This window comes from Chitinophaga solisilvae, from assembly GCF_009928525.1.
Taxonomy (GTDB): Bacteria; Bacteroidota; Bacteroidia; order Chitinophagales; family Chitinophagaceae; genus Chitinophaga; species Chitinophaga solisilvae.
On the sequence record NZ_JAABOK010000002.1, the window covers coordinates 386,977 to 408,901 of the forward strand.

The following is a 21,925-nucleotide window of genomic DNA, read 5'->3' on the forward strand; positions in this document are numbered from 1 at the left end:
ATGGCTACCGTAAAAGAATACTCCGTTGAAGAAAAATTAGCGTCTGTACTGAAGCTGCAGAAGATTGATTCCAAATTGGATGGAATCCAGGTGTTGAAAGGGGAGTTGCCGATTGAAGTAAAGGACCTGGAAGATGAGATCGAAGGGTTAAACACCCGTCAGTCTCACATCGAGAATGAGATCAAAGGTATCCAGGACTTCGTTGCCAGCAAGAAAACTGCTATCAAGGATGCAGAAGCGCTGATCAAGAAGTATGAGAAGCAGCAGGATAATGTGAAAAACAACCGTGAGTTTGAAGCTATCACCAAGGAGATGGAGATGCAGACCCTGGAGATCAAGCTGGCTGAAAAGCACATTAAGGATGCTAACGAAGAAATAAAAGACAAAACCCGTACCCTGGAAGTGGCTAAAAAGGCGGTTTCTGATAAAGAAGCTAACCTGAAGCACAAAAAAGGCGAACTGGAAAAAATCGTTGCTGAAACGGATAAGGAAGAAAAAGCCTTCCGCAAGGAAAGCGAAGACGCCAAAGCTAAAGTGGATCCACGTTTACTGGCTGCTTACGAAAAAATCCGTAAGAACTACCGTAACGGTCTGGCTGTGGTAACTGTAGAGCGTGATTCCTGCGGCGGTTGCTACAATGCTATCCCTCCTCAGCGTCAGGCGGAAATCCGTCAGCACAAGAAAATCATCGTGTGCGAACATTGCGGCCGTATCCTGGTGGATAACGACCTCGAAGCTACTGTGACAATCTAAGTAACAGCAAGATAAAAATTACGTAAAAGGACATCTGCGGATGTCCTTTTTTCGTTTATGCCTGTCCGTGAGAAAAAATATACTAACATATTTAGTTTTGTTTTACTAAATATATTAGCTTTGCTGTGCACGCCTTTACGCAGGTTGTTTGCGCAGCAGTTCTTTTAATTTGTGGCAGGAATTTGGATGAAGCTTTGCAACTTTAAAAATTGTGAATTGTTAATTTGGGATTTGTGAAACGGATATGTGAGATTTGAGCTTTATTCCAGGAACTTTGCCCTTATGCGTATTATTTTTTCTCTGGTCCTTCTGCTGGGTATAGGATTGACTACGAATGCGAGACAGAAAGTGTATGACTTCAACAGCCGGTGTGAACAGGCCTATGAAGCCATCATGCAGCTGAAACTAAACACCGGTAAGGCATTACTGGAAACAGAAAAAAAAGAAAATCCCGAGAACCTGGTACCGTATTTCCTCGATAATTATGTGGATTTCTTTCCGCTTTTCTTTAATGAAGACCCGGCAGAATACTCCCGTAAAAGAAGCATGCGTACGGTAAGATTGGATAAAATGGCTGAAGGTTCTCCGGATTCTCCCTTTTATCTTTATACACAGGCGGCCATCAAATTTCAATGGGCTATGATTAAAATCAAGTTCAATGAAAAGTGGGATGCTACCTGGGAGATCAGGAAAGCTTACATGCTGCTGAAGGAAAACCAGCGCCGGTTTCCGGATTTTGTGCCTAACAGACTATTGCTGGGCGCCATGCAAACAGTATTCGGCACTATTCCGGAAGGCTACAAATGGATTACCAATATCCTGGGCCTGAAAGGAAGTATCAGACAAGGCATGGAGAATGTAAATGCGTTCATTGAAAGTAATTCGCCCGAAGCGAAATTGTTCAGGGAGGAGTCCTATTACTACTATTGCTATCTGATGCTGTTTATTGTGAATAAACCGGAAGATACCTGGGAATTCCTGCAGCGTAAACAGTTGGACACAAAGAATAATTATCTCTTTGCCCTGATGGTGGCTAATCTGTCCCTGAACAACCAGAAAGCTGCTACGGGCCTGAGAGTGCTGGAAGAAAAACACGACAGTTCCGTGTATGCCGATATTCAGTATTATAATTATGTACTCGGATTGCTCAAACTGACCCGCCTGGACAGCGACGCGCATGTGTACCTGGAAAGGTTTGTGAATAACTTCAAAGGCAAGTTTTATGTAAAGGAATGCCTGCAAAGATTAAGCTGGTTCTATTACCTGGAAGGTAATCAGGCGGCGGCCAATAAATACCGCAACATGATCCTGACCAGGGGAGGTGTGGAAACAGATGCGGATAAACAGGCGCTGAAAGAAGCAGAAGGCGGCAAATGGCCCAATCCTTTCCTGCTGAAAGCACGGTTGCAGAGCGATGGCGGCTACTTCAGCGAAGCGTTGAAACTGCTGCTCACCAAAAAGGCCGCCGATTTTCCGGATATGAGTGATAAACTGGAATACGCTTACCGCCTCGGTCGTATCTATGATGAAACCGGCCAGGATGATAAAGCCATCGCCATGTATGAGGTAACCATTAAGGTAGGCGCTAACCGGCCGGAATATTATGCGGCCAGGTCTTCCCTGCAAATGGGCTATATTTATGAGAAAAGAAAAGATAAAAACAAAGCCATTCAATGTTACCAGCAATGCCTGGATATGAAAGGCCACGATTATAAAAATTCCCTCGACCAGCGGGCTAAAGCCGGTATTCAACGTGTGAACGGCAGCTGAGAGGAGTGTTCAAAAGTTATTTCCTGACTTATGTTACAGCGACTAATCATTAAGAATTACGCTATCATTGATCACCTGGAAGTGGATTTCTCAGGTAATCTCAATGTTATTACCGGTGAAACAGGTGCCGGTAAATCTATCCTCCTGGGCGCGCTCTCGCTGATACTGGGCGAAAGGGCTGATCCCGGCGTACTTTTCGATAAAACAGGAAAGTGCGTGATAGAAGGCGTCTTCAAAGTAAAGAAGTCGCAGGTGGCGGTCTTCTTCCAGCAACATGAACTGGATCTCGAAGACCTGCTCATCATCCGTCGTGAAATCAGCGCTGCCGGCAAGTCCCGCGCTTTTGTCAACGATACCCCTGTGAATATCTCCCAGCTGTCAGAACTCAGCAGCTACCTCGTAGATCTGCACCAGCAGTTCGATACACTGGAACTCGGCAACTCCGACTTTCAGCGGCAGGTGATTGACGCACTGGTAAACTACCCCGCCACCTTACAGCAATATCATACCATGTTCCTGCAATACCAGCAGGTACAACGAAAATATAAACAGCTGCAGGACAACCGCGATCATGCCAACAAGGAACTCGACTATAACAAGTTCCTGCTGGATGAATTGCTGGAAGCGGATTTCAGCCCGAACGAAATAGAAGAGCTGGATAATGAACTACAGTTGCTCACACACGCGGAAGAAATCAAGAATACGCTGAACCGCATTTTCTTTCAGCTGAAGGAAGATGAACAGCCCATCCTGCAACAGCTGAAGCAGCTACAATCTTCCCTGCAGTCTTTATCTTCTTTCCATAAAGATGTGCCTGCGCTCTCCGAACGCCTGTTGTCTGCCTACGTGGAACTGCAGGATATTGCCTCAGAAGTGGAGAGCATCAATGACCAGGTACAGTACGATGCACAGCGGATAGAAACGGTGAATGACCGCATCGCGCTGGGTTACCGCCTGTTTAAAAAGCATGCGGTGCAAACCACGGATGAACTGCTGACTATAAAAAATGCGCTGACAGTGAAAGTGGAAAGTGTGCTGAATCTGGATGAAGAGCTGGCAGCACTGGAACAGGAACAACAGCAGCTGCATGATAAGCTGCTGAAGGCCGCCACTGTTATTACAGCTGCCCGCCAGGAACAGGCATCTCCCTTTGAGAAAAAAGTGAATACCCTGCTGGCACAGGTGGGTATGCCCAATGCCCGCCTGAAGGTAGAGATCGTGCCCGGCGAACTGAATCCGTACGGACAGGATAATATCGAGTTCCTGTTTGATGCGAACAAGAGCAACCAGTTTGCACCGGTGGGCAAAGTGGCTTCCGGTGGTGAGCTAAGCCGCCTGATGTTGTGTATCAAATCGCTGGTGGCACAGTCGGTGGCGCTGCCGACCCTGATATTTGATGAGATCGACACCGGTATCTCCGGGGAAGCGGCCCGTCAGGTCGGCGTTATACTGAAGAACCTGGCTATGGCGCATCAGATTATCTGTATCACGCACCAGCCGCAGATAGCCGGGAAGGCAGATGCCCACTATTTTGTATATAAAGATGCCAAGGCAGATAAAGTTACCACCAGTGTACGTTTGCTGTCTGAAGAAGAGCGGATTAACAAAATAGCACAGATGCTGAGCGGTGAAAAGCCTACTGCTGCCGCATTAGAGAATGCACGAGAAATGGTAAGATAATAGCTTTTTTTTTCAACTATAACGACTATTTTTGCCGAAATTAATTTTGACCACATGGCTCATAACTTATTAAAAGGGAAGAAAGGTATCATCTTTGGCGCACTGGATGAAAAGTCTATTGCATGGAGAACTGCACTGCGTTGTGTGGAGGAAGGCGCAGAGATTGTGCTGACCAACGCACCAATCGCCTTACGTATGGGTGAAATCAACAAACTGGCGGAAACCTGCAATGCGCCGGTGATCCCAGCTGATGTAACCAACATGGATGATCTGGCTAACCTGTTTAACAAATCCATGGAGCATTTTGGCGGTAAAATCGACTTCGTGCTGCACTCTGTGGCAATGGGTATGAACATCCGTAAAGGCAGAAAGTACACCGACCTGGATTACGACTTCAATCACAAAACCTTTGATATCTCCGCTATGTCCCTGCACCGTGTGCTGCAGACAGCCTACAAGCTGGATGCACTGAACGAGTGGGCATCAGTGATTGCACTGTCTTACATTGCAGCACAGCGGGTATTCCCTGACTACGGCGAAATGGCTGACGCAAAAGCCCTGCTGGAGTCTATTGCACGCAGCTTTGGTTACCACTACGGTATCCACAAGAAAATCCGCGTGAACACTATCTCTCAGTCTCCTGTAAGAACTACTGCCGGCGCCGGTGTGAAAGGCTTCGATGGCTTCATCGGATACGCTGAAAGCATGAGCCCTCTGGGTAATGCTACTGCAGACGAATGTGCGAACTACGCAGTTGCACTGTTCTCCGACCTGACCAAAATGGTTACCATGCAGAACCTCTACCACGATGGCGGCTTCTCTTCCATGGGCGTATCCCAGGGCGTAATCGACCAGATGGAGAAATAGGTTTATTTGAGATTTGGTTATTTGAGATTTGATTATTTAAAATACAGCAGAGATATACCCGTATACATTCGCTGTATTTTAAATAGTCAAATCTCAAATAACCAAATAAAGAAATAGAAAAGCCGTTGCCTTTGCAGGTAACGGCTTAAATTTTTTATCAGGCATAGGATGCCTGGCAGTACGATCATAACAGGATCGGTCTAATATTCGTCTTCGTTGAAGAAGAAGTCGTCTTGTGACGGGTAATCAGACCAGATGTCCTCAATCCCTTCATAAATTTCTCCCTCATCTTCCAGCTCCTGTAAGTTCTCGATTACTTCGATCGGTGCACCGGAACGAATGGCGTAATCAATAAGTTCGTCTTTAGTAGCTGGCCATGGAGCGTCCTCCAGGTATGAAGCTAATTCTAATGTCCAGTACATCTTATTAAAATTTTTACTTTTTTAATTTTCCGCAAAAGTATTATTTAATTTGAAATAAACAACTTTTACTATTTTATTGGTTAATTACTTTTCTTTGAGTTATGCTAACCGCTCGCAATGTTACCAAAAATTATTCCAACTTACCCATCTTGAAGGGGGTTGACATTACTGTCAGTAAAGGTGAAATTGTAACCATTGTCGGTTCCTCAGGAGCCGGTAAAAGTACTTTGCTGCATATACTCGGAACGCTGGATGTGCCTACCACAGGGGAAGTCTGGCTCAATAATGTCAATCTGACCGGTTTGAGCGGCAACGCCCTCGCTGATTTCAGGAACCGTCATATTGGCTTTATCTTCCAGTTCCATCACCTGCTGCCAGAGTTCAGCGCCCTGGAAAATGTATGCATTCCTGGTTATATAGCCGGCACAAAAAAGAGCCAGGTGAAAGAAAAAGCCATTTTCCTCCTGGAAACACTTGGCCTGAAAGACCGCCTCGAGCATAAGCCCAACGCCCTCTCCGGTGGCGAACAGCAGCGGGTGGCCGTTGCCCGCGCCCTCATCAATAATCCTGACGTGGTTATGGCAGACGAGCCCACCGGTAACCTGGACTCCCGCAACGCCAGAGAACTCCACAACCTCTTCCTGGAACTCCGCGATAAATTTCAGCAAACCTTCATCATCGTCACCCACAACGAAGAACTGGCCCCCCTCAGCAACCGTCAGCTCGTCATGAAAGACGGGAAAATTATTTGAGATGTGGCTATTTGGTTATTTGGTTATTTGAGATTTGGTTATTTAAAGTGCAGCGGAGATCGTTGCAAAAATATTCGCGCACATCTCCGCTGCATTTTAAATAACCAAATCTCAAATAATCAAATAATCACATCTATTAGTTGTCGCCGTAAATCTGGAGGCCCGCTTTAAAGGTTTCGCAATGGGCGTTGACGATGTCGCGGATGTGGGGGGAATATCCGCCGCCCATGGCGACGGCGCAGGGGATGTTGTGTTTGTATAATTCGTGGAAAACCATCTCATCCCGCTGTCGGCAGCCTGCAGCAGTGACTTTCAGCTTACCGAATTTATCCGTTTCGAGAATATCTACACCGGAGAGATAGAAGGCGATATCAGGTTTGACCGTGTTAATCAGCCGTGGCAGGGTATCTTCCAGCAACTGCAGGTAGGGCCCGGTAGTCATGCCGTCCGGCAGGGGAATGTCTACATCTGAGGACTCCTTATGAAAGGGATAGTTATGCGCGCCGTGCATACTGAAAGTAAAGACCTGCGGCTTATTTTCAAACAGGGCGGCGGTACCGTTGCCCTGATGTACATCGAGGTCTATAATGAGTATCTGTTTAACCTTTTTCTGTTGCAGCAGATAGCCGGCGGCGATGCCGAAGTCGTTGAGCAAGCAGAAGCCTTCGCCCCGCGCGGCAAAGGCGTGGTGAGTACCTCCGGCAACATTGAACCCCAGGCCATGATCCAGCGCATGCAGCGCTATATCGATGGTGCCCTGTGCTATGACGATTTCCCGCATGGTGAGGGCCGGCGATTGCGGAAATCCGATCTGCCGCTGTTCCCGCGGAGATAACTGCTGATCGCGCAGCCGCTCCCAGTATGCCTGTTCATGCGTGAGCAGGATGACCTTTTCCGCTGCCGGCTCCGGTTCAAACAGGTGCTGCGGTGTAACAACACCTTCCCGCAGCAGCTGCGCAGGGATCAACTCATATTTCACCATCGGGAAACGGTGATCCGCCGGCAAGGGATGGGTGTATATGTCGTGGTAGGCAATCTTCATAAGTTACTGGGTTCGGATAATCGATTTTCCGGCGATTACAAACACTGGTTCGTCCGGAGAGGGGTCCAGGGTGGCTGAACCGGTAAAGTGCCCGAAAGCGGGTAAAATGCCGCAATGCAGGCCAAAATAAAAACAGGGTAGACGCAGCCGTTGTCTGGCAGGCCCCGCCATGATGACAGCCGGGTGCAGATGACCAGAAAACGTATACTGATAGCCGTTGTGTTCTTCACAGGGCTCATGGATAAAATGAATTCCCCTGATGGTCAGCGATGGCCACGTGCTGATCTGCAGCTGCCCGTACACCTCTTCCGGCATAATATCGTGATTACCCTTAACCAGGTCAAAGCTGATATGACTGAACTGGTTGCGCCAGATCCTGAAATATTGTACTTCATTGTTTTCGCGGCTATGAAACATATCGCCCACAATAATGATACGCACCGGCATATAACGCGTTATCAGCTGCTGCAGCCTGAAAAGATCTTCCGATGTAATACCCGCCGGCACGGCAATACCCGCCTTACGGAAGTGCGTAGCCTTACCCAGATGAAGATCAGAAAGGATCAGCGCCCGCTCCTCTTCCCAAAATATTGCCCGGTCAGGCAACAGATGCCAGTGCTGTTCCTGGAAATAAAAAACCTCAGACACAGTAATCCATTTTTAAATAATGTGCAAAGTACGTGACATTTTGTTATTTGGTTATTTGAGATTTTGTATCCGATCATGGTATTCTTTTGCACTGCCAGGTTCAGGAGAGTACCATGATCGGATACCAAATCTCAAATAATCAAATAACAAAATAACTAACTATTGACAGCGATCAGTTTCCTTATCCTGTCTTCGAGTTTTTCGCTGGTCATGGTGTCGCGCAGGCTGTCTACCTTTATCGGGAAGCAGAAGGGGGTGAGCTTTTGCGGGTGGGTGATGACGATGCTGCTACGGGCAATACGTTCCAGGGTTTCCCGCAGGCGTACTTCTTCCATCTCATAAAAGAAGGCTTCGTTGAAGGCTTGTTTCAGCAGCAGGTTTTGCGGATCATAGTCACTGAAGACATTGAAGAGCAGGGAAGACGATGACTGGAGGTGCCGGTTGGCCTTGTGTTTGCCGGGATAACCCTGGAAGATGAGCCCTGCGATGACGGCAATGTCGCGGAATTTGCGGCGGGCAGTCTCCGTCGCATTCACGCTGGTTTGCAGCTCTGTCAGCAGGTTATCGGCAGAGAAAAGTGTTTTGGCATTTTCCGTGGTGAGCGGAACCGGCTGATCTGACAACAGCTCAAAGCCATAGTCATTCATAGCGATGGAGAAGGTGATGGGCTGTATCCGGCTGAGGCGGTAGGCCAGCAGCGCGGCCATGACCTGGTGTACCAACCGGCCTTCGAACGGATATACGAAAAGATGATAGCCATCTTTAGTGTCAATTTTTTCTATCAGCAGTTCATCATCTTTCGGTATGTGCGATAATTCTTCCTGCAGGCGGAACAGCGGCTGTAATGCGAGCAGTTCCGGATCTTTGGTTTTACGGGAAAGCGCTTCATTGAATTTGCGGCGTAACATGCGGCCCAGGTTGGCAGACAGCGGGATGCGGCCTCCCTGGTAACTGGGTACGATGGTACGTTTGGCGTTGGATTTCCGGACCAGTACCGTCATATCTTTTATCAGTACAAATTCCAGGTTACGGCCGGCAAGTGTAAAGCTGTCGCCGGGTTGCAGCCGGGAGATAAATCCTTCTTCAATTACGCCGATGTATCCGCCGCTCATAAATTTCACTTTCAGCATGGCGTCGCTCACGATGGTGCCTATGTGCAGGCGGTGGCGCATGGCCAGCATCCGGCTTTTGCAGTAGTAATAATCGCCCTGCCGTTCCAGTTTTTTAAATTCATCGTATACCGCCAGCGCATCGCCGCCGGTAGTCAGGAAGGAGAGTATCCATTTCCATTCCTCTTCTGTAAGATGCTGATAGCAGTAAGTCTGGCGTACTTCTTCAAATATCTGCGGCGCATGGAATCCGTCTGATACGGCCAGTGTCATCAGGTATTGCAGCAACACATCGTAGGCGAGGAGTACGGGCATCCGGCTTTCGATGACTTCCTCTTCCATAGCGGTTTTCAGGGCGGCGGCCTCCACGAGTTCGAGCGCGTGGGTAGGCAGAAAAAATATTTTGCTGACAGCACCCGGCTGATGGCCGCTACGGCCGGCCCGCTGCAGAAGCCTGGCCACGCCTTTGGGACTCCCTACCTGGATAACGCTGTTCACCGGTCTGAAGTCTACCCCCAGATCCAGGCTGGCCGTACATACTACCGCTTTCAGGATCCCGTTGTGCAAGGCTTCTTCCACCCAGATCCTCAGCTCCATGTCTATAGAACCATGGTGCAGCGCCAGCGCCCCTGCCAGCATGGGCTCTTCCCTGAGCAACGACTGGTACCATATTTCAGATTGTGAGCGGGTATTGGTGAAGATGAGCGTTGTCTGGCTGTCTTCTATAATCGGTAATGCCTGCGGCAGCATTTTGGTGCCCAGATGGCCCGCCCACGGATAGTTTTCCATTTCGTGCGGGATCACGCTTTGCAGCTGGATATTTTTTTTCAGGTTGGTACGGATGATGATGCCATTGCTGTGATATGGTCCCAGCAAGACTTCCAGGGCTTCGTCGAGATTGCCGATAGTAGCCGATATACCCCATGTCTTTAACGGAGGGCGGCCTTCCTGTGTCAGCAACCCACGCAGGCGGCTCAGCGCCAGTTCCACCATGACGCCGCGTTTGCTGCCTATCAGCTCATGCCATTCATCAACTACCACCGCCTGCAGGTGCTTGAAAACCTGTGGATATTCCTTTTGTGCGAGCAGCAGGTGCAGGCTTTCCGGGGTGATGATGAGTACTTCAGGCATCTGTTTCTTTTGCGCTGCACGGGCGGCCAGCGGCGTATCTCCGCTGCGGATGCCTACCTGCCAGGAGATACCCAGCTCCAGGATCACCTCTTCCATGGCGCGCCCCAGGTCTTTGGCAAGGGCGCGCAAAGGCGTTACCCACAGCAGCTGTAGTCCGTTTTTTTGTTTTCGCTGATAATCTTTAGGATGTGCATCTATCCAGGCAATGAGCGCGCCCAGAAATAAGGAGAAAGTTTTACCAAAGCCGGTAGGTGCATTCACGATCCCTGAATGTCCCTGCTGATAGGCTTTCCAGGCATCTTCCTGGAATCTGAAAGGCTTCAGCTCCTTATCGGCCAGCCACCCGGTAATCACTTCCCATCCACGCGATTGTTGTTGCATGCAATGAAATTAGAACAAAATGATAAATCCTGAAACGCTTATTTTTGCAGCATGCTCGCAAAATTTTTCCGGCTTCCCGAACACAACACTACTGTAAAAAAGGAGGTACTGGCAGGACTGACAACGTTTTCAACGATGGCATATATCCTGGCGGTAAATCCCAGTATCCTGTCCAAAACCGGTATGGACTTTCATGCACTGATTACCGCTACTGCGCTGGCTGCCGCCATCGGCACGCTGGTGATGGCCTTATATGCCAGGCTGCCCATCGGAGTTGCACCAGGTATGGGCCTGAACGCATTCTTCGCGTATACGATCGTGTCTGCGATGGGCTATAGCTGGCAGTTTGCGCTGACGGCCGTTTTCCTGGAAGGGATTATCTTTATTTTTCTATCCCTGTTCCGGATACGGGAAGCAATTATTGACAGCATCCCGGAGAACCTGAAACATGCTATCTCCGTGGGTATCGGCCTGCTGATAGCGCTCATAGGTATGGCTAACGCCGGTATTATCGAAACAGGGATGCGGCATGTGGGAGAAGGTAAGCTGGACGGCGTTATTCTCAAAATGGGGAACGTCACCAGCATAGGACCGCTCATTGCTTTGATAGGACTGATTGTCAGCGCCGTACTGATGTACCGTAAAGTGAACGCAGCCCTGCTGATAGGCATCCTGGCAGCTACCGTAGTGGGTATCCCGCTGGGTATCACACATCTGCCGGAAGGACATTTAATAAGTCTGCCGCCTTCGCTCGCACCCATTGCCTTCAAGCTGGAATTCGACAAAATATTCACACTGGACATGGTGGTGATATTATTCACCCTGCTGATGGTAAACCTGTTTGATACCGTAGGTACGCTGATAGGACTGATAAACAAAGCCGGACTGATGGACGAAAGCGGTAAGCTGCCCCGTGCCAAACAGGCGCTGATGGCGGATGCAGTAGGCACTACCGCCGCCGGCCTGTTAGGTACCAGCGTAGTGACGGCATACGTGGAAAGTGCCAGCGGTATTGCAGCGGGGGGTAAAACAGGACTGACAGCCTTCACGGTAGCCATCATGTTTTTACTGTCACTCTTCTTTGCACCGATATTCGCCATGATCCCGCAGGCTGCTACCGCACCGGCGTTGATAATAGTAGGCATGCTGATGATGGGCGCGGTAACAAAGATAGATTTCAATGATGTGACAGAAGCCATCCCGGCGTTTCTGGCAATTGTTATGATGCCTTATACATACAGCATTGCTGAGGGTATTGTATTCGGCATGTTATCCTATGTATTACTGAAAGTACTGACCGGGCAATATAAACAGATCAGCCCGGTGATGTATCTGCTGGCAGGATTGTTTATCGTTACCTTCCTGGTAAAATAATTACTGTTCTTCCTTCAGCGTAACGCCTTCCTCTGTTACGCTGAAGGAATGCATCACGCCGCATTTGAGGGCATAGTTATTCCGCTGGTGCCCTACCGGGAAATTAAAGCATACCGGGTAGCTAAAGTCCTTTACTCTTTCACGGACCATATCATATACCGTTCTTCCGAATTCTTCTCCGGGATCATCCGGTTTGATTCTGTTAAACCCGCCGATGATAAGCCCGGCGAGGTTATCCAGCTTGTGGGAACGCTGCAGTGTTCCCAGCATACGGTCAAGGCTATACAGGTATTCCCCTACTTCTTCCAGAAACAGGATTTTACCGTTGGTATCGATTTCAGAATCCGTACCGGAAAGGCTTTGTATAACAGAGAGGTTCCCCCCGGTGAGTATACCTCTGGCGGCGCCTTTACGGTTACTGCTGTCAGGTGAGGCGCTGTAGTGCATTCTTTTGCCGGTCAGCGCCTGGTAGATAGACATAATCGTATCCTGTACTACCGGATCTGATTTGCTGAAATCATCCGGGAAGCTGTTGCACATTTTGGAATGCAGGGATGCTATTCCCAGATGACGGGAGATATGACAATGTAAAGCTGTAATATCACTGAAGCCAATAATCCATTTCGGGTTTTCCCGGAACCTGGAAAAGTCCAGCTGGTCAATGATACGCGCGGTGCCATAACCACCCCGCCCGCACATAACCGCTTTGATACTTTTATCATTCATCATCGCCTGCAGGTCCTGCAGCCGCTCCGCATCGGTACCGCCGAAAGAATAGTCACGCGCGCCAACGGTCTTGCCTATACGAATATTAAATCCCCAGCTTTCCATAATACGCACCGCCGCCTGGATCTCTTCTCTCCTGATATATCCTGCTGGGCAGGTTATGCCGATAATATCGCCCGGTTTCAGATAGGGAGGAACTGCAGGCTTCCTGGGAGTAACGTCAGCCGGAGTGCCAATAGCGGCAAGCGTTTTCAGGGAGTGCATACCTACACCGGCGGTAACGAGGGATGATAAAAAATGTTTGCGGTTCATATACGTAAAGTAAGCATAATTCAGCAAACATCGGGAGGTTATACGGTAGTTTTCAGCTCACGGACAGACCAGTGTTTTACGTATTGCCCGTCTTTCAGCTGGATGAGATCCATAATGCGCAGCGTTGTTTTTTTACCGGTGGGAGCAACGCCCAGCAGCTCTTCTACATGTATGCCGGTAAATGCCTTATGTGTGAATACCTTATCGTCTTCCGCCACCATGTCAAATATCTCCAGGGTAAGATCCGCAAAGGCTTTGCGAAGGCCCAGGAGAATAAAATCTCTGGTGCTTTCCTTGTCAGCCGGCCATCCCGGAGGAGCGGTGGCATTGATGAAATCCGGTGCTACTATTTCTTCAAAGGCCTGCAGATCGCCGTTAATGATAAATGCTTCATTGAATCTGCGTACCACTGATTTGTTTAATTCCTCTACTGTCTGCATAATAAAATGTTTTATAACAGCAAAGGTACATCCGGCAGCAGGGGAGGTGGTAACGGAATTGGCTCAGATAATTGCGTTTTTGGTCCGGATCGAGTTGGGGGTTATGCCGTAACGTTGTCTGAAGATGTGTATGAAATGTGGTACGTTCTCAAAGCCGCATTCCATTGCTATTTCAGCCACCTGTGCAGGAGTGGTGCGGAGTAAGGTATGTGCGTGGGCGAGCCGTTGTTCGTTGATCCATTTTTTGGGAGATGTCTGAAACAACTGCTGGAAATCACGTTTAAAAGAGGCGAGGCTGCGGCCGGAAAGTTTGGCCAGTTCAGCGAGAGAGAGCGGTTGGAATAAATGGGCCCTGACTATATAGGCGATATCTGCCGGCTGCGCCCGTACAATACTCTGCAGAAAGGCCAGTACCTGTTGCTTTTGCGGAGTGGCTGTGAGCAGCAGAAACAGTTCGTATAATTTCAGTGCCAGCACTTCAGGTGGCAGCTGCTGCATATGCGCAAAGTAATCCGTGTATTGATTACGGAAACTTTCGAGCAGCGGCGTAAGCGGTACTGTCAGGTGATGGCCGGCTGCCGCCTGCGCGGGTTCGGTATAGCCGGATTTATGCAGAAATCGGCGCAGTTGTTCATCTGAAAAATACAACAGCAGGCTTCTGAATTGCAGGCCATCGGGCACATTATCTGACATTACATAAAATCCGCGTTTCAGCATCAGCAGGGAGCCGGCTTCTACTTTTACGGTAGTGTCATCAAAGTGCAGCAGCTTATATCCGTGAATAACGAAGATGAGGGTATTTTCTTTCAGAAATACGGTACGATTGCTGACCCGGTTGCGTTGTTTCAGCATGGCAAAGTGAGTGGCGCCTGCTTTAAGGATTTGCTGATCGTCCTGGTCTTTTGGGAATTTCAGTAGCATGAGCCAAAATTAATATATTATTTAACAACGCAGCCACCATAGAACTATTCCACGGTGGCTGGCTGATAGAATGGCAATGGATGTAAGCCGGTGCTTATTTAGGAGAGGAAAAGGAATAGCTGATACCAGCCTGCACCACATTGTTCATACTGCCACCGGTATAAAATCCGCGGGAAGGAACAATGCCCCAGGTATGCCGCAGCGTGGCGCTAAAGCCATTGCCGAGATAGTAACCTACGCCAACGTTTACGCCAAGATGGAATTTATCCGCAGGTGTGAGGTTACGTTTACCTGTTGGTTCATCCTTTACGGTAGTGGTGAAGTTATAACCGAACTGGGGACCAGCTTCCAGGTATAACCTGGCAACCGGATAGTATTTTATCATTACAGGCAGGTGTACAAAATGTGATTGCACCTTCGTGTTGTTGTAGAAAGCGTAGGGAATAGATCTGGTCTGACCATAGGTGGAATACAACAATTCCGGTTGCAGGTGCAGGCTTTTATTGATGCGGAAATCAGCGTATCCGCCGGCATAGAAGCCCGGTCTCATTTTAGCGCCATATTCCTTAAAGGTGGAAACGTTAGCACCGGCTTTTACACCGAATTGTACGCTTTTCTGAGCAAAAGTTCCCGTTACCGCTGCGATAGCCAGCAGCAGTGCCAATAGAATTTTCTTCATTATTGTGCAGTGTATTAGAGTTGAAAGATGATGTTTCTACAGATAATTATGGTAATGCATTACGGTTGTAAAAGTAACCGCCTAAGTGTTAAAGAAATCTTTACATTCTTGTTTTTAATTTTCTTTAACGTCATTGATAAGTTGATATGAATGAAGGGTATTCGTGTATGCGATAACGTTATAATTACTTTCTGCGTGGAATGATGTTGCAGGAGAGTCCGGCACTGGCTATTCCGGGGATGTCCGTATTGTAATGATTGTTATTGAAAAGCCAGGAGATATGCAGCCCCAGCGATGCGCCGGCGATGGCAAACCTGCACCCGGCTGTCAGTACCGCTCCTGATATCAGTATCCTGGTGTCGGTTTCTTCTTCCTCTTCTGCATTAGTATTCCGGTTGGCATGATGGAAAGCATAGCCGGCTCCTGTAAAAAAGCCCCAGCCTGCAGAAGAGTTCATCATAGCGGCATGGCCATAGTTATAAGTTACCAGTAAAGGCATGTCCATCATGAAAATGCTGGTGGGTGTGCCACCGCCGCTGTTGTAGTTGTTGTGAAAACTCGCTCCCAGTCCGAGTTGTGTGCCCAGCGATAATGCAGCGCGCGCTGAAAACCGGATGGCATGGAAACGGGGAGCATATACCAGGCCGCCGGCAAAATGTGCAGGTGAATTATACAATCCAACACCTATCGCATGCGAAAACCTTTTAGGTTGTGCTACAGCTGACAAAGCCACTGATACAGAACATACCAGACACCACAGGTAAAGTCGGAACATAGATATTTAATAGGTTTAGAGATAAGTATACGGCACTAATATACAACCTGATGTGTTGCTTTAATAACAGAGATAACAAAAATACTCTGTGTATGACTTAAATTATCCAGTTCACCGAGTTTATTCACATAAAATTCGCGGTATTCATCCATATCTTTTACCTGTACCTTAATCATGAAATCAAATTCACCTGAGATGTTCAGGCATTCAGTTACTTCCGTGAAGGAAATGATTTCCTGTATAAATTTCCGTCCGTATTTTTTGTTGTGTTCCTTGAGGGTGATATAGCACAGTACGGTGAGTCCCTTGTCAATTTTTTTCGGGTCAACGATGGCAGCATATTGTTTGATGACGCCTGCCTGTTCCATTTTCCGGATGCGTTCATAAACGGGAGTGGTGCTGAGGTTCAGCTGCCGGGCCATATCCCGGATAGTCATCTTGGCATCTTTCTGCAACAGCTTTAAAATGCCCATATCTTTTTCGTCCAGGGATATTTGCAGTTCCGGCGTATTTTCTTTTTTGCTGTTCATTTGAATATGATTTTAGAATTTTGTTCTGATTTGTAGAAATATAATTATCATTTGTTCCAAAATTATCAGAACTGTATAGCAAACGTACTAAATTTATAGGTTTGTGGCGTAGAAATATCAACTGATGCGGCATAGAATTATACTGACGGTGGCTTGTCTGGCCATTTTTTTTGAGGCATTGGATGTATCCGTGCTGAACATGGCATTACCGGCCATGGAGCAATACTTTCATTTCGGGCCTGACGCTATTCAATGGGTGCAGACGGTGTATGTACTGATGTATGCGGGATTTGTGCTGCTGGGCGGCCGTTTGTCCGACACTGCCGGCAGGAAGAAAATATTTATGACGGGAGCTGCACTCTTTTTATTGTCTTCCCTTTGTGCGGGATTTTCCCTTTCCTTCGGCTGGCTGCTAACCTGCAGGGCCTTGCAGGGAGCAGGGGTGGCACTGGCTATTCCTGCAGCCATGGCTATTATCAGTCATACTTTTACAGACCCTGCTGAGAAGAACCGGGCATTTGGCATTTTCGGTGCGATGGCGGGTATCGGCTTTGCCACGGGACTGGCTATCGGCGGACTTATCAGCGCGCTCTGGGGCTGGCAGTGGGTATTCTTCATCAACGTGCCGGTCATAGGTATGGTGTTGCTGCTGGCATGGTACTATATTCCGGCAGATATAAAAGCAGTGCATCCGCAACGTAACAACCTGCTGAGCGGCATACTGATCACTACGCTGATGCTGCTGGCAGCATGGCTGATTCATGACCTGGGGAACGTGGGGAAACATCCTGCATTGTTTACAGGATTACTTTTTATATTCAGCGTAACAGGGATTTATTTTGTGAGAAGGGAACGCGTACATGCGTCACCGTTAGTAGACTTCCGCCTTTTCCGGGTACAGGGCGTAATTACCGGGAATGTGGGCGCTTTGTTACTGGGCAGCGTTTTTCTTCCCTATATTTTCCTGCTTACGCTGTATCTGCAGCAGGAGCTGCATTTCAGCTCCTGGCAGGCCGGGCTGGCATTATTTCCGTTTAGTATTCTTTCGGGCATAGTATCCAAATTTGTGTTACCTAAATTATTTCATCGCTGGGGGGTAACCCGTACTGGTATTATCGGAAACAGCTGTATGCTGGCGGGTATTTTGTTTTTTGTACTGAGTTATTTTACGCCGTGGCCGCTGATTTTTATTTTCTGCGCGGTGTTAAGTATTAATGCGCTGGGTATGGCTGTCACCTTCCCCTGTGTAACAATCCTGGCTATTCAGCATGTGCCGGAAACACAGCATGGTCTTGCTTCAGGGGTGAATGGCACTGCCAATGCGCTGGGAGGAGGACTGGGGCTTTCACTGACAGGGCTGATGATGCAGCTGGCAGCTACCTATCATTGGAACAGTTATGGCGCAGGGCTGACGGTGCTGGCTATTGTGGCTATGGCTGCTGTTTTTCAGCTATACCGTTTTTTGCGCCGTCCTCATCGGGCCGCTATGCCGGCTTATGCAGAGCTGCCATCCTGATGCTGACTTAACTGTAGTAATGCCTTCAGGTCTTCGATGGTATTGATTTCAGCTACCGGCTTATCTTTCCGCCAGCGGCTGATACGGGGGAACCGCAGTGCCACGCCTGACTTATGCCGGTTGGAAGCGGCAATGCCTTCAAAGGCGATCTCAAAAACCTGTGATGCCTGTACGGTGCGCACGGGGCCGAATTTCTCCAGGGAATGACGTTTGATCCAGTTATCCAGTTCAGCAATTTCTTTGTCGGTCAGGCCGGAATAGGCTTTGGTAAAGGGCACCAGCGCATCTCCGTCTTTCACCGCAAAGGTATAATCAGTGTACAGGTTGGAGCGCCGGCCGTGTCCCTTTTGTGCATAGATCATGACCGCATCAATAGTATAGGGATCAATTTTCCACTTCCACCAGTCGCCGCGCTTACGGCCTACCTGGTAGACTGCGCTGCGTTTCTTCAGCATAATGCCTTCACTCATTTTTTCGCGCGCCTGCAAACGCAGGGCTGTCAGCTCTTCCCAGGTGTGACAGGTAATAACGGGAGATAGCAGCAATGCTGGCTGCTGTTGCGCAGCGACGAGGGTTTCCAGCAGCTGCCGGCGTTCTGCCAGCGGTTGCTCGCGTATATCTGTTCCTTCCCATTCCAGGAGATCATAGCTGAGAAAGGCTACCGGCGCTTCCTGCAGCTGCTTGCGGGTAATATTTTTACGGCCTATGCGGGTCTGCAGTGTCTGAAAGGGAAGAGGTGCACCGTTAGCGAAAGTGAGTATCTCTCCGTCAATCACAGTGCCATTGGGCAGGGAAGTGAGCAGTGGTGCGAACTCCGGAAACTTGTCGGTAATCAGTTCTTCCCCGCGCGACCATACAAACAGCTGGTCTTCCCGTTTGATGATCTGTCCACGTATCCCATCCCATTTCCATTCTGCCTGCCAGCCGGCAATGTCTCCCAGTGCGGCGGGTGTGTCTTCCAGGGCATAGGCGAGGAAGAAGGGGTAGGGGCGGGAAGCGTCGGCGCCGGTAGTGCTCTGGTGCAGCAGCTCTTCAATGGTGACGGCGCCGGGGTTCCAGTTACCGCTGATCATGTGCGACAGGGTAGCTGGTGGAATCTGGTAAGTTCTGGAGAGTGCGTTCACCATCATTTTCTGAGACACGCCTATACGAAATCCACCGGTAATCAGTTTGTTGAAAACAAACCGTTCTCCGTCGTCCAGCTGATCCCAGGCGTTGAGGATGAACTGCTGTTTGATGGCTTCTGTAGCCTGTTCCAGCTGCTGCAGCTGTTCCAGCCAGTAATGCAGCGGAGCTGCCATCGGTTGGGTAAGGGGTGGCAGCAGCAGGGAAATGGTTTCTGCAAGGTCGCCAACGGTATGATAGCATTCATCAAACAGCCATTCCTGCAGGCCGGTGGCTTGCAGGCACCATGTTTTCAGCTGCGTGCTGTTAACGGTGCGTTTAGGCCTGCGGCCGGAGAACAGCGCCAGCACCCAGGTTTTATCCTTTGCCGGCGCGGTGGCAAAGTATTGACTCAAAGCCTCCAGCTTTTCGTTGGTTTTAGTGCTGTTGCCCAGCAATTTTACCAGTTGTGAAAATTGTTGCACGGCTTCACGATTCAGTGTTAGTAATTATTTCTTCTTCTCCGTAGGCGGTGGTGACTTCTTTTGCCGCGATTCCTTTTTCCTGGAGATAGCGCGCAAATACGCTGCTGAAGCCATGTGTGGCGTATACCTGTTCTGCTCCGGTGGCATCAACGGCGGAGAGCAGCCCTTTCCAGTCGGCATGGTCCGACAGTGCGAAGCCTGCGTCTGCATTGCGGCGGCGCATGTTGCCGCGCACCTGCATCCAGCCGCTGCAGACGCCCAGCGAGTAAGGCTGGAACCTGCGCATCCATACCGTATCATCGGCGGAAGGAGGGGCCATGACAACTGCATTTTTAAAGGCTGATTTAGGTGTTTCCGGCGTAATTCTCTCTACTAACGGTAACGGATAACCGTTGTTACGCAGCAGCTCGTTTACATTGGCGATGGCGCCATGCGCCAGAAAATGCGGAACGGTATCCTGCAGCGAGTGAAGCAGGCGTTGCGCCTTTCCCAGGCTGTAAGCCAGCAGCACGCTGGCTTTGCCGGCCTGCTGATTTTCGTATATCCATCGGTTGATGTCTGTGATAATCTGCTGCTGTGGCTGCCATCGGTAAACAGGCAGTCCGAAGGTAGACTCAGTAATGAAGGTGTGACATCGTACCGGTTCAAAAGGAGCGGATATGCCATCCTGCTCCAGCTTGTAATCACCACTGGCGACCCACACCTCGCCGTTTTGTTCTACACGTACCTGTGCGGAACCGATGATATGTCCTGCAGGATGCAAGGAAACCCTGACGCCGTTGATGCTGAGCATTTCCCCGTAATCCATCCCCTGTACGCTTATGTCCGCTCCCAGCCGCAATTGCAACAATGGTACCGTCTCCTTTTGACAGAGATAATGCGCACTTCCCCATCGGGCATGATCTGAATGCGCATGGGTGATAACTGCACGCTGTACGGGTTTCCACGGATCTATGTAAAAATCTCCGGCAGGGCACCAGATGCCTTTATCAGTAAACTGAAGCACGTTCATGTTATGAATATACGAAAAAGGCCGTAGCTGTTTGCTACGGCCTTTTTCGTATATAATTACGAATTGCGAATTACGAATTACGAATGAGGAGCGAAGATTTAAGCGGAAATAAATTCTTATCCGCTTATATCTTCGCTCCTCATTCGTAATTCGTAATTCGCAATTCGTAATTTGAAAAACTCACTGGTTCATCTTCACATCCGCGCTATCTCCTTTTTGTATGATGAAAATGTTTTTGTTTTCAAAATAGGCGGGGACTTCATTATCTTTTATGTATACCGGCTGAAAGTTAAAGTGTGTCATTACTTTAGGTGCATTGGCTACATTGCTGTTGAAGTAAACACCGTTGGCCTGCAGCAGGCGCGTGAAGTACCAGGTCAGTTCAAAGCCTTTGTAGGCCATGTCTGACGGGCGGGCCCTGTAGGTTCTGCGGAAGTAATCGTTTACATATCTGCTGTAGACATCTGTTTTATCATTATAGTAAGGAGAGGAGTAGTATACCTGTAAACCCTTGAATTCAGGGTCTTTCAGCTTAAATACATCCCAGGTAGGCATACCGAAAATCTGCAGCGGATAGGTGGCGGAAGAAACGCTGAGTTTACGTAACAGGCTTTTGGCGCCGGTTTCGTCGAGTGCCGTCACGATGATAACGTTGGGGCGGTCGGCGAGGAGATATTTAGAAATCTCTTCCGGTGTGGTGGCGTCATTCCAGATGACTTCCCTTATCCTTGATTTTTTGCTGCTCTCCATTTTATCGTAGGAGGCTTTAAAGTCAGCAGCCATGCGGCTTTCGAAGGTAGTATTCCTGCGGAAGAGCACAATGTTTTTGCTGGCGAAGGCATCCTGAACATATTGGTGCAGGGCTTCGCAGTGTGTTTTGAGGGTACTGTTGGAGATGAACAGGAAAGGATTGTCGGTGATACCTGCGTCATTGGGGAATGTAGCGGATACCAGGTTGATCTGTTTATTTTTGGCAAAATCGCTCAGCTCTTTCAGTTCCGGGTTGCTGACAGCGCCGATGATGAGGTCGGTGGCATCCAGGGACCGGTTGTTGATGAGCGTTTGAACGCTTTGTTTTCCTTTGCTGTCATATACGGTCACCTTCAGGTTATAGCCCAGTTGCTGCAGGCTGTCGAGCGCCAGTTGTGCGCCTTCATAAAATTCAAGTCCGGGTAACACATAGCGGGGCATGGTGCGGCCGGGAATATCGTTGGAGTTGGCAAATACTGAATCGAGGTACAATGGTGCGAAGATGGCCACATTGTAGTTGGATTTTTTTACTTCTTTGGCGAAAGCCGGTACATTGAAAGGTGCATTTTTGGCTGCTTCCTTCTTTGTTTCTGTTTTCTTTTCCGGCGCCGGCGTTAGTTTGGGCGGTGGTCCGTCAACACGCCCAGCAGACTTCCGGGAGGAAGAACAGGCAGTCATCAATACAGATAAAGTTAATCCGGCTAGTACTAGTTTTACGTGATTCATGGATGCTAATTTACTAAGTA

The 21,925-nt window shown here is 48.9% G+C and carries 20 protein-coding genes; 7 read left to right on the plus strand and 13 right to left on the minus strand.

Annotation, left to right across the window (positions count from 1 at the left end):
• From GWG06_RS04355 to GWG06_RS04370, 4 genes are all read left to right on the plus strand, one after another.
• A complete protein-coding gene (locus GWG06_RS04355) occupies window positions 1–753 on the plus strand; it encodes a zinc ribbon domain-containing protein (protein ID WP_127035113.1) in 753 nt (250 codons plus the stop codon).
• Between the two features lie 282 nt (window positions 754–1,035).
• On the plus strand, window positions 1,036–2,523 hold the full coding sequence (locus GWG06_RS04360) for a tetratricopeptide repeat protein (RefSeq protein ID WP_160711561.1): 1,488 nt from the start codon (window positions 1,036–1,038) through the stop codon (window positions 2,521–2,523).
• A gap of 30 nt (window positions 2,524–2,553) precedes the next feature.
• Window positions 2,554–4,203, plus strand: a complete 1,650-nt coding sequence (recN, locus tag GWG06_RS04365; RefSeq protein ID WP_160711563.1) for a DNA repair protein RecN — start codon at window positions 2,554–2,556, stop codon at window positions 4,201–4,203.
• A gap of 54 nt (window positions 4,204–4,257) precedes the next feature.
• On the plus strand, window positions 4,258–5,070 hold the full coding sequence (locus GWG06_RS04370; protein WP_160711565.1) for an enoyl-ACP reductase FabI: 813 nt from the start codon (window positions 4,258–4,260) through the stop codon (window positions 5,068–5,070).
• A gap of 200 nt (window positions 5,071–5,270) precedes the next feature.
• Here GWG06_RS04370 and GWG06_RS04375 read toward each other — a convergent pair whose 3' ends face one another.
• Window positions 5,271–5,492: a DUF2795 domain-containing protein gene (locus GWG06_RS04375; protein ID WP_012794455.1), complete on the minus strand. Its 222-nt coding sequence runs from the start codon at window positions 5,490–5,492 to the stop codon at window positions 5,271–5,273.
• A gap of 149 nt (window positions 5,493–5,641) precedes the next feature.
• On the opposite strand from GWG06_RS04375, the gene GWG06_RS04380 reads away from it, so the two are divergent.
• Entirely contained in the window at window positions 5,642–6,244 is a 603-nt protein-coding gene (locus GWG06_RS04380; protein ID WP_235938139.1) for an ABC transporter ATP-binding protein, read from the plus strand.
• A gap of 136 nt (window positions 6,245–6,380) precedes the next feature.
• Here the strand turns inward: GWG06_RS04380 and GWG06_RS04385 are convergent, their stop codons facing one another.
• The 3 genes from GWG06_RS04385 to GWG06_RS04395 all read right to left on the minus strand — a co-directional run bounded on the left by GWG06_RS04385 (window position 6,381) and on the right by GWG06_RS04395 (window position 10,555).
• On the minus strand, window positions 6,381–7,286 hold the full coding sequence (locus GWG06_RS04385) for a histone deacetylase family protein (protein ID WP_160711567.1): 906 nt from the start codon (window positions 7,284–7,286) through the stop codon (window positions 6,381–6,383).
• 3 nt (window positions 7,287–7,289) lie between these two features.
• Window positions 7,290–7,934, minus strand: coding sequence for a ligase-associated DNA damage response endonuclease PdeM (gene pdeM, locus GWG06_RS04390; protein WP_158631331.1), 645 nt, complete (start codon window positions 7,932–7,934; stop codon window positions 7,290–7,292).
• A 155-nt stretch (window positions 7,935–8,089) separates the two neighbouring features.
• Window positions 8,090–10,555, minus strand: a complete 2,466-nt coding sequence (locus GWG06_RS04395) for a ligase-associated DNA damage response DEXH box helicase (protein WP_160711569.1) — start codon at window positions 10,553–10,555, stop codon at window positions 8,090–8,092.
• Window positions 10,556–10,606: 51 nt separating this feature from the next.
• Between GWG06_RS04395 and GWG06_RS04400 the strand changes: the two genes are divergently transcribed.
• Window positions 10,607–11,929, plus strand: coding sequence for an NCS2 family permease (locus GWG06_RS04400; protein ID WP_160711571.1), 1,323 nt, complete (start codon window positions 10,607–10,609; stop codon window positions 11,927–11,929).
• Here the strand turns inward: GWG06_RS04400 and GWG06_RS04405 are convergent, their stop codons facing one another.
• The 6 genes from GWG06_RS04405 to GWG06_RS04430 all read right to left on the minus strand — a co-directional run bounded on the left by GWG06_RS04405 (window position 11,930) and on the right by GWG06_RS04430 (window position 16,312).
• Window positions 11,930–12,967, minus strand: coding sequence for a S66 peptidase family protein (locus GWG06_RS04405; protein ID WP_127035131.1), 1,038 nt, complete (start codon window positions 12,965–12,967; stop codon window positions 11,930–11,932).
• Between the two features lie 38 nt (window positions 12,968–13,005).
• A complete protein-coding gene (locus tag GWG06_RS04410) occupies window positions 13,006–13,407 on the minus strand; it encodes an ester cyclase (protein ID WP_160711573.1) in 402 nt (133 codons plus the stop codon).
• Window positions 13,408–13,470: 63 nt separating this feature from the next.
• Complete coding sequence (locus GWG06_RS04415; protein WP_160711575.1) at window positions 13,471–14,328, minus strand: helix-turn-helix domain-containing protein; 858 nt, start codon at window positions 14,326–14,328, stop codon at window positions 13,471–13,473.
• 94 nt (window positions 14,329–14,422) lie between these two features.
• Window positions 14,423–15,007 (minus strand): porin family protein, encoded by a 585-nt coding sequence (locus GWG06_RS04420; RefSeq protein WP_160711577.1) that lies wholly within the window; start codon window positions 15,005–15,007, stop codon window positions 14,423–14,425.
• A gap of 184 nt (window positions 15,008–15,191) precedes the next feature.
• Complete coding sequence (locus tag GWG06_RS04425) at window positions 15,192–15,782, minus strand: hypothetical protein (RefSeq protein WP_160711579.1); 591 nt, start codon at window positions 15,780–15,782, stop codon at window positions 15,192–15,194.
• 35 nt (window positions 15,783–15,817) lie between these two features.
• Window positions 15,818–16,312 carry an Lrp/AsnC family transcriptional regulator gene (locus tag GWG06_RS04430; protein WP_160711581.1) on the minus strand — a complete coding sequence of 165 codons (495 nt, stop codon included), beginning with the start codon at window positions 16,310–16,312 and terminating at the stop codon, window positions 15,818–15,820.
• Window positions 16,313–16,436: 124 nt separating this feature from the next.
• On the opposite strand from GWG06_RS04430, the gene GWG06_RS04435 reads away from it, so the two are divergent.
• Window positions 16,437–17,828 (plus strand): MFS transporter, encoded by a 1,392-nt coding sequence (locus GWG06_RS04435; RefSeq protein WP_160711583.1) that lies wholly within the window; start codon window positions 16,437–16,439, stop codon window positions 17,826–17,828.
• Here GWG06_RS04435 and GWG06_RS04440 read toward each other — a convergent pair.
• From GWG06_RS04440 to GWG06_RS04450, 3 genes are all read right to left on the minus strand, one after another.
• On the minus strand, window positions 17,807–19,417 hold the full coding sequence (locus tag GWG06_RS04440; RefSeq protein WP_160711584.1) for an ATP-dependent DNA ligase: 1,611 nt from the start codon (window positions 19,415–19,417) through the stop codon (window positions 17,807–17,809). The genes GWG06_RS04435 and GWG06_RS04440 overlap by 22 nt on opposite strands.
• A gap of 4 nt (window positions 19,418–19,421) precedes the next feature.
• The gene (locus GWG06_RS04445) at window positions 19,422–20,429 is read right to left on the minus strand and encodes a ligase-associated DNA damage response exonuclease (RefSeq protein WP_160711585.1); all 1,008 of its coding nucleotides are present in this window, start codon (window positions 20,427–20,429) and stop codon (window positions 19,422–19,424) included.
• A gap of 180 nt (window positions 20,430–20,609) precedes the next feature.
• The gene (locus GWG06_RS04450) at window positions 20,610–21,905 is read right to left on the minus strand and encodes an ABC transporter substrate-binding protein (protein WP_160711586.1); all 1,296 of its coding nucleotides are present in this window, start codon (window positions 21,903–21,905) and stop codon (window positions 20,610–20,612) included.
• Window positions 21,906–21,925 lie beyond the last annotated feature (20 nt).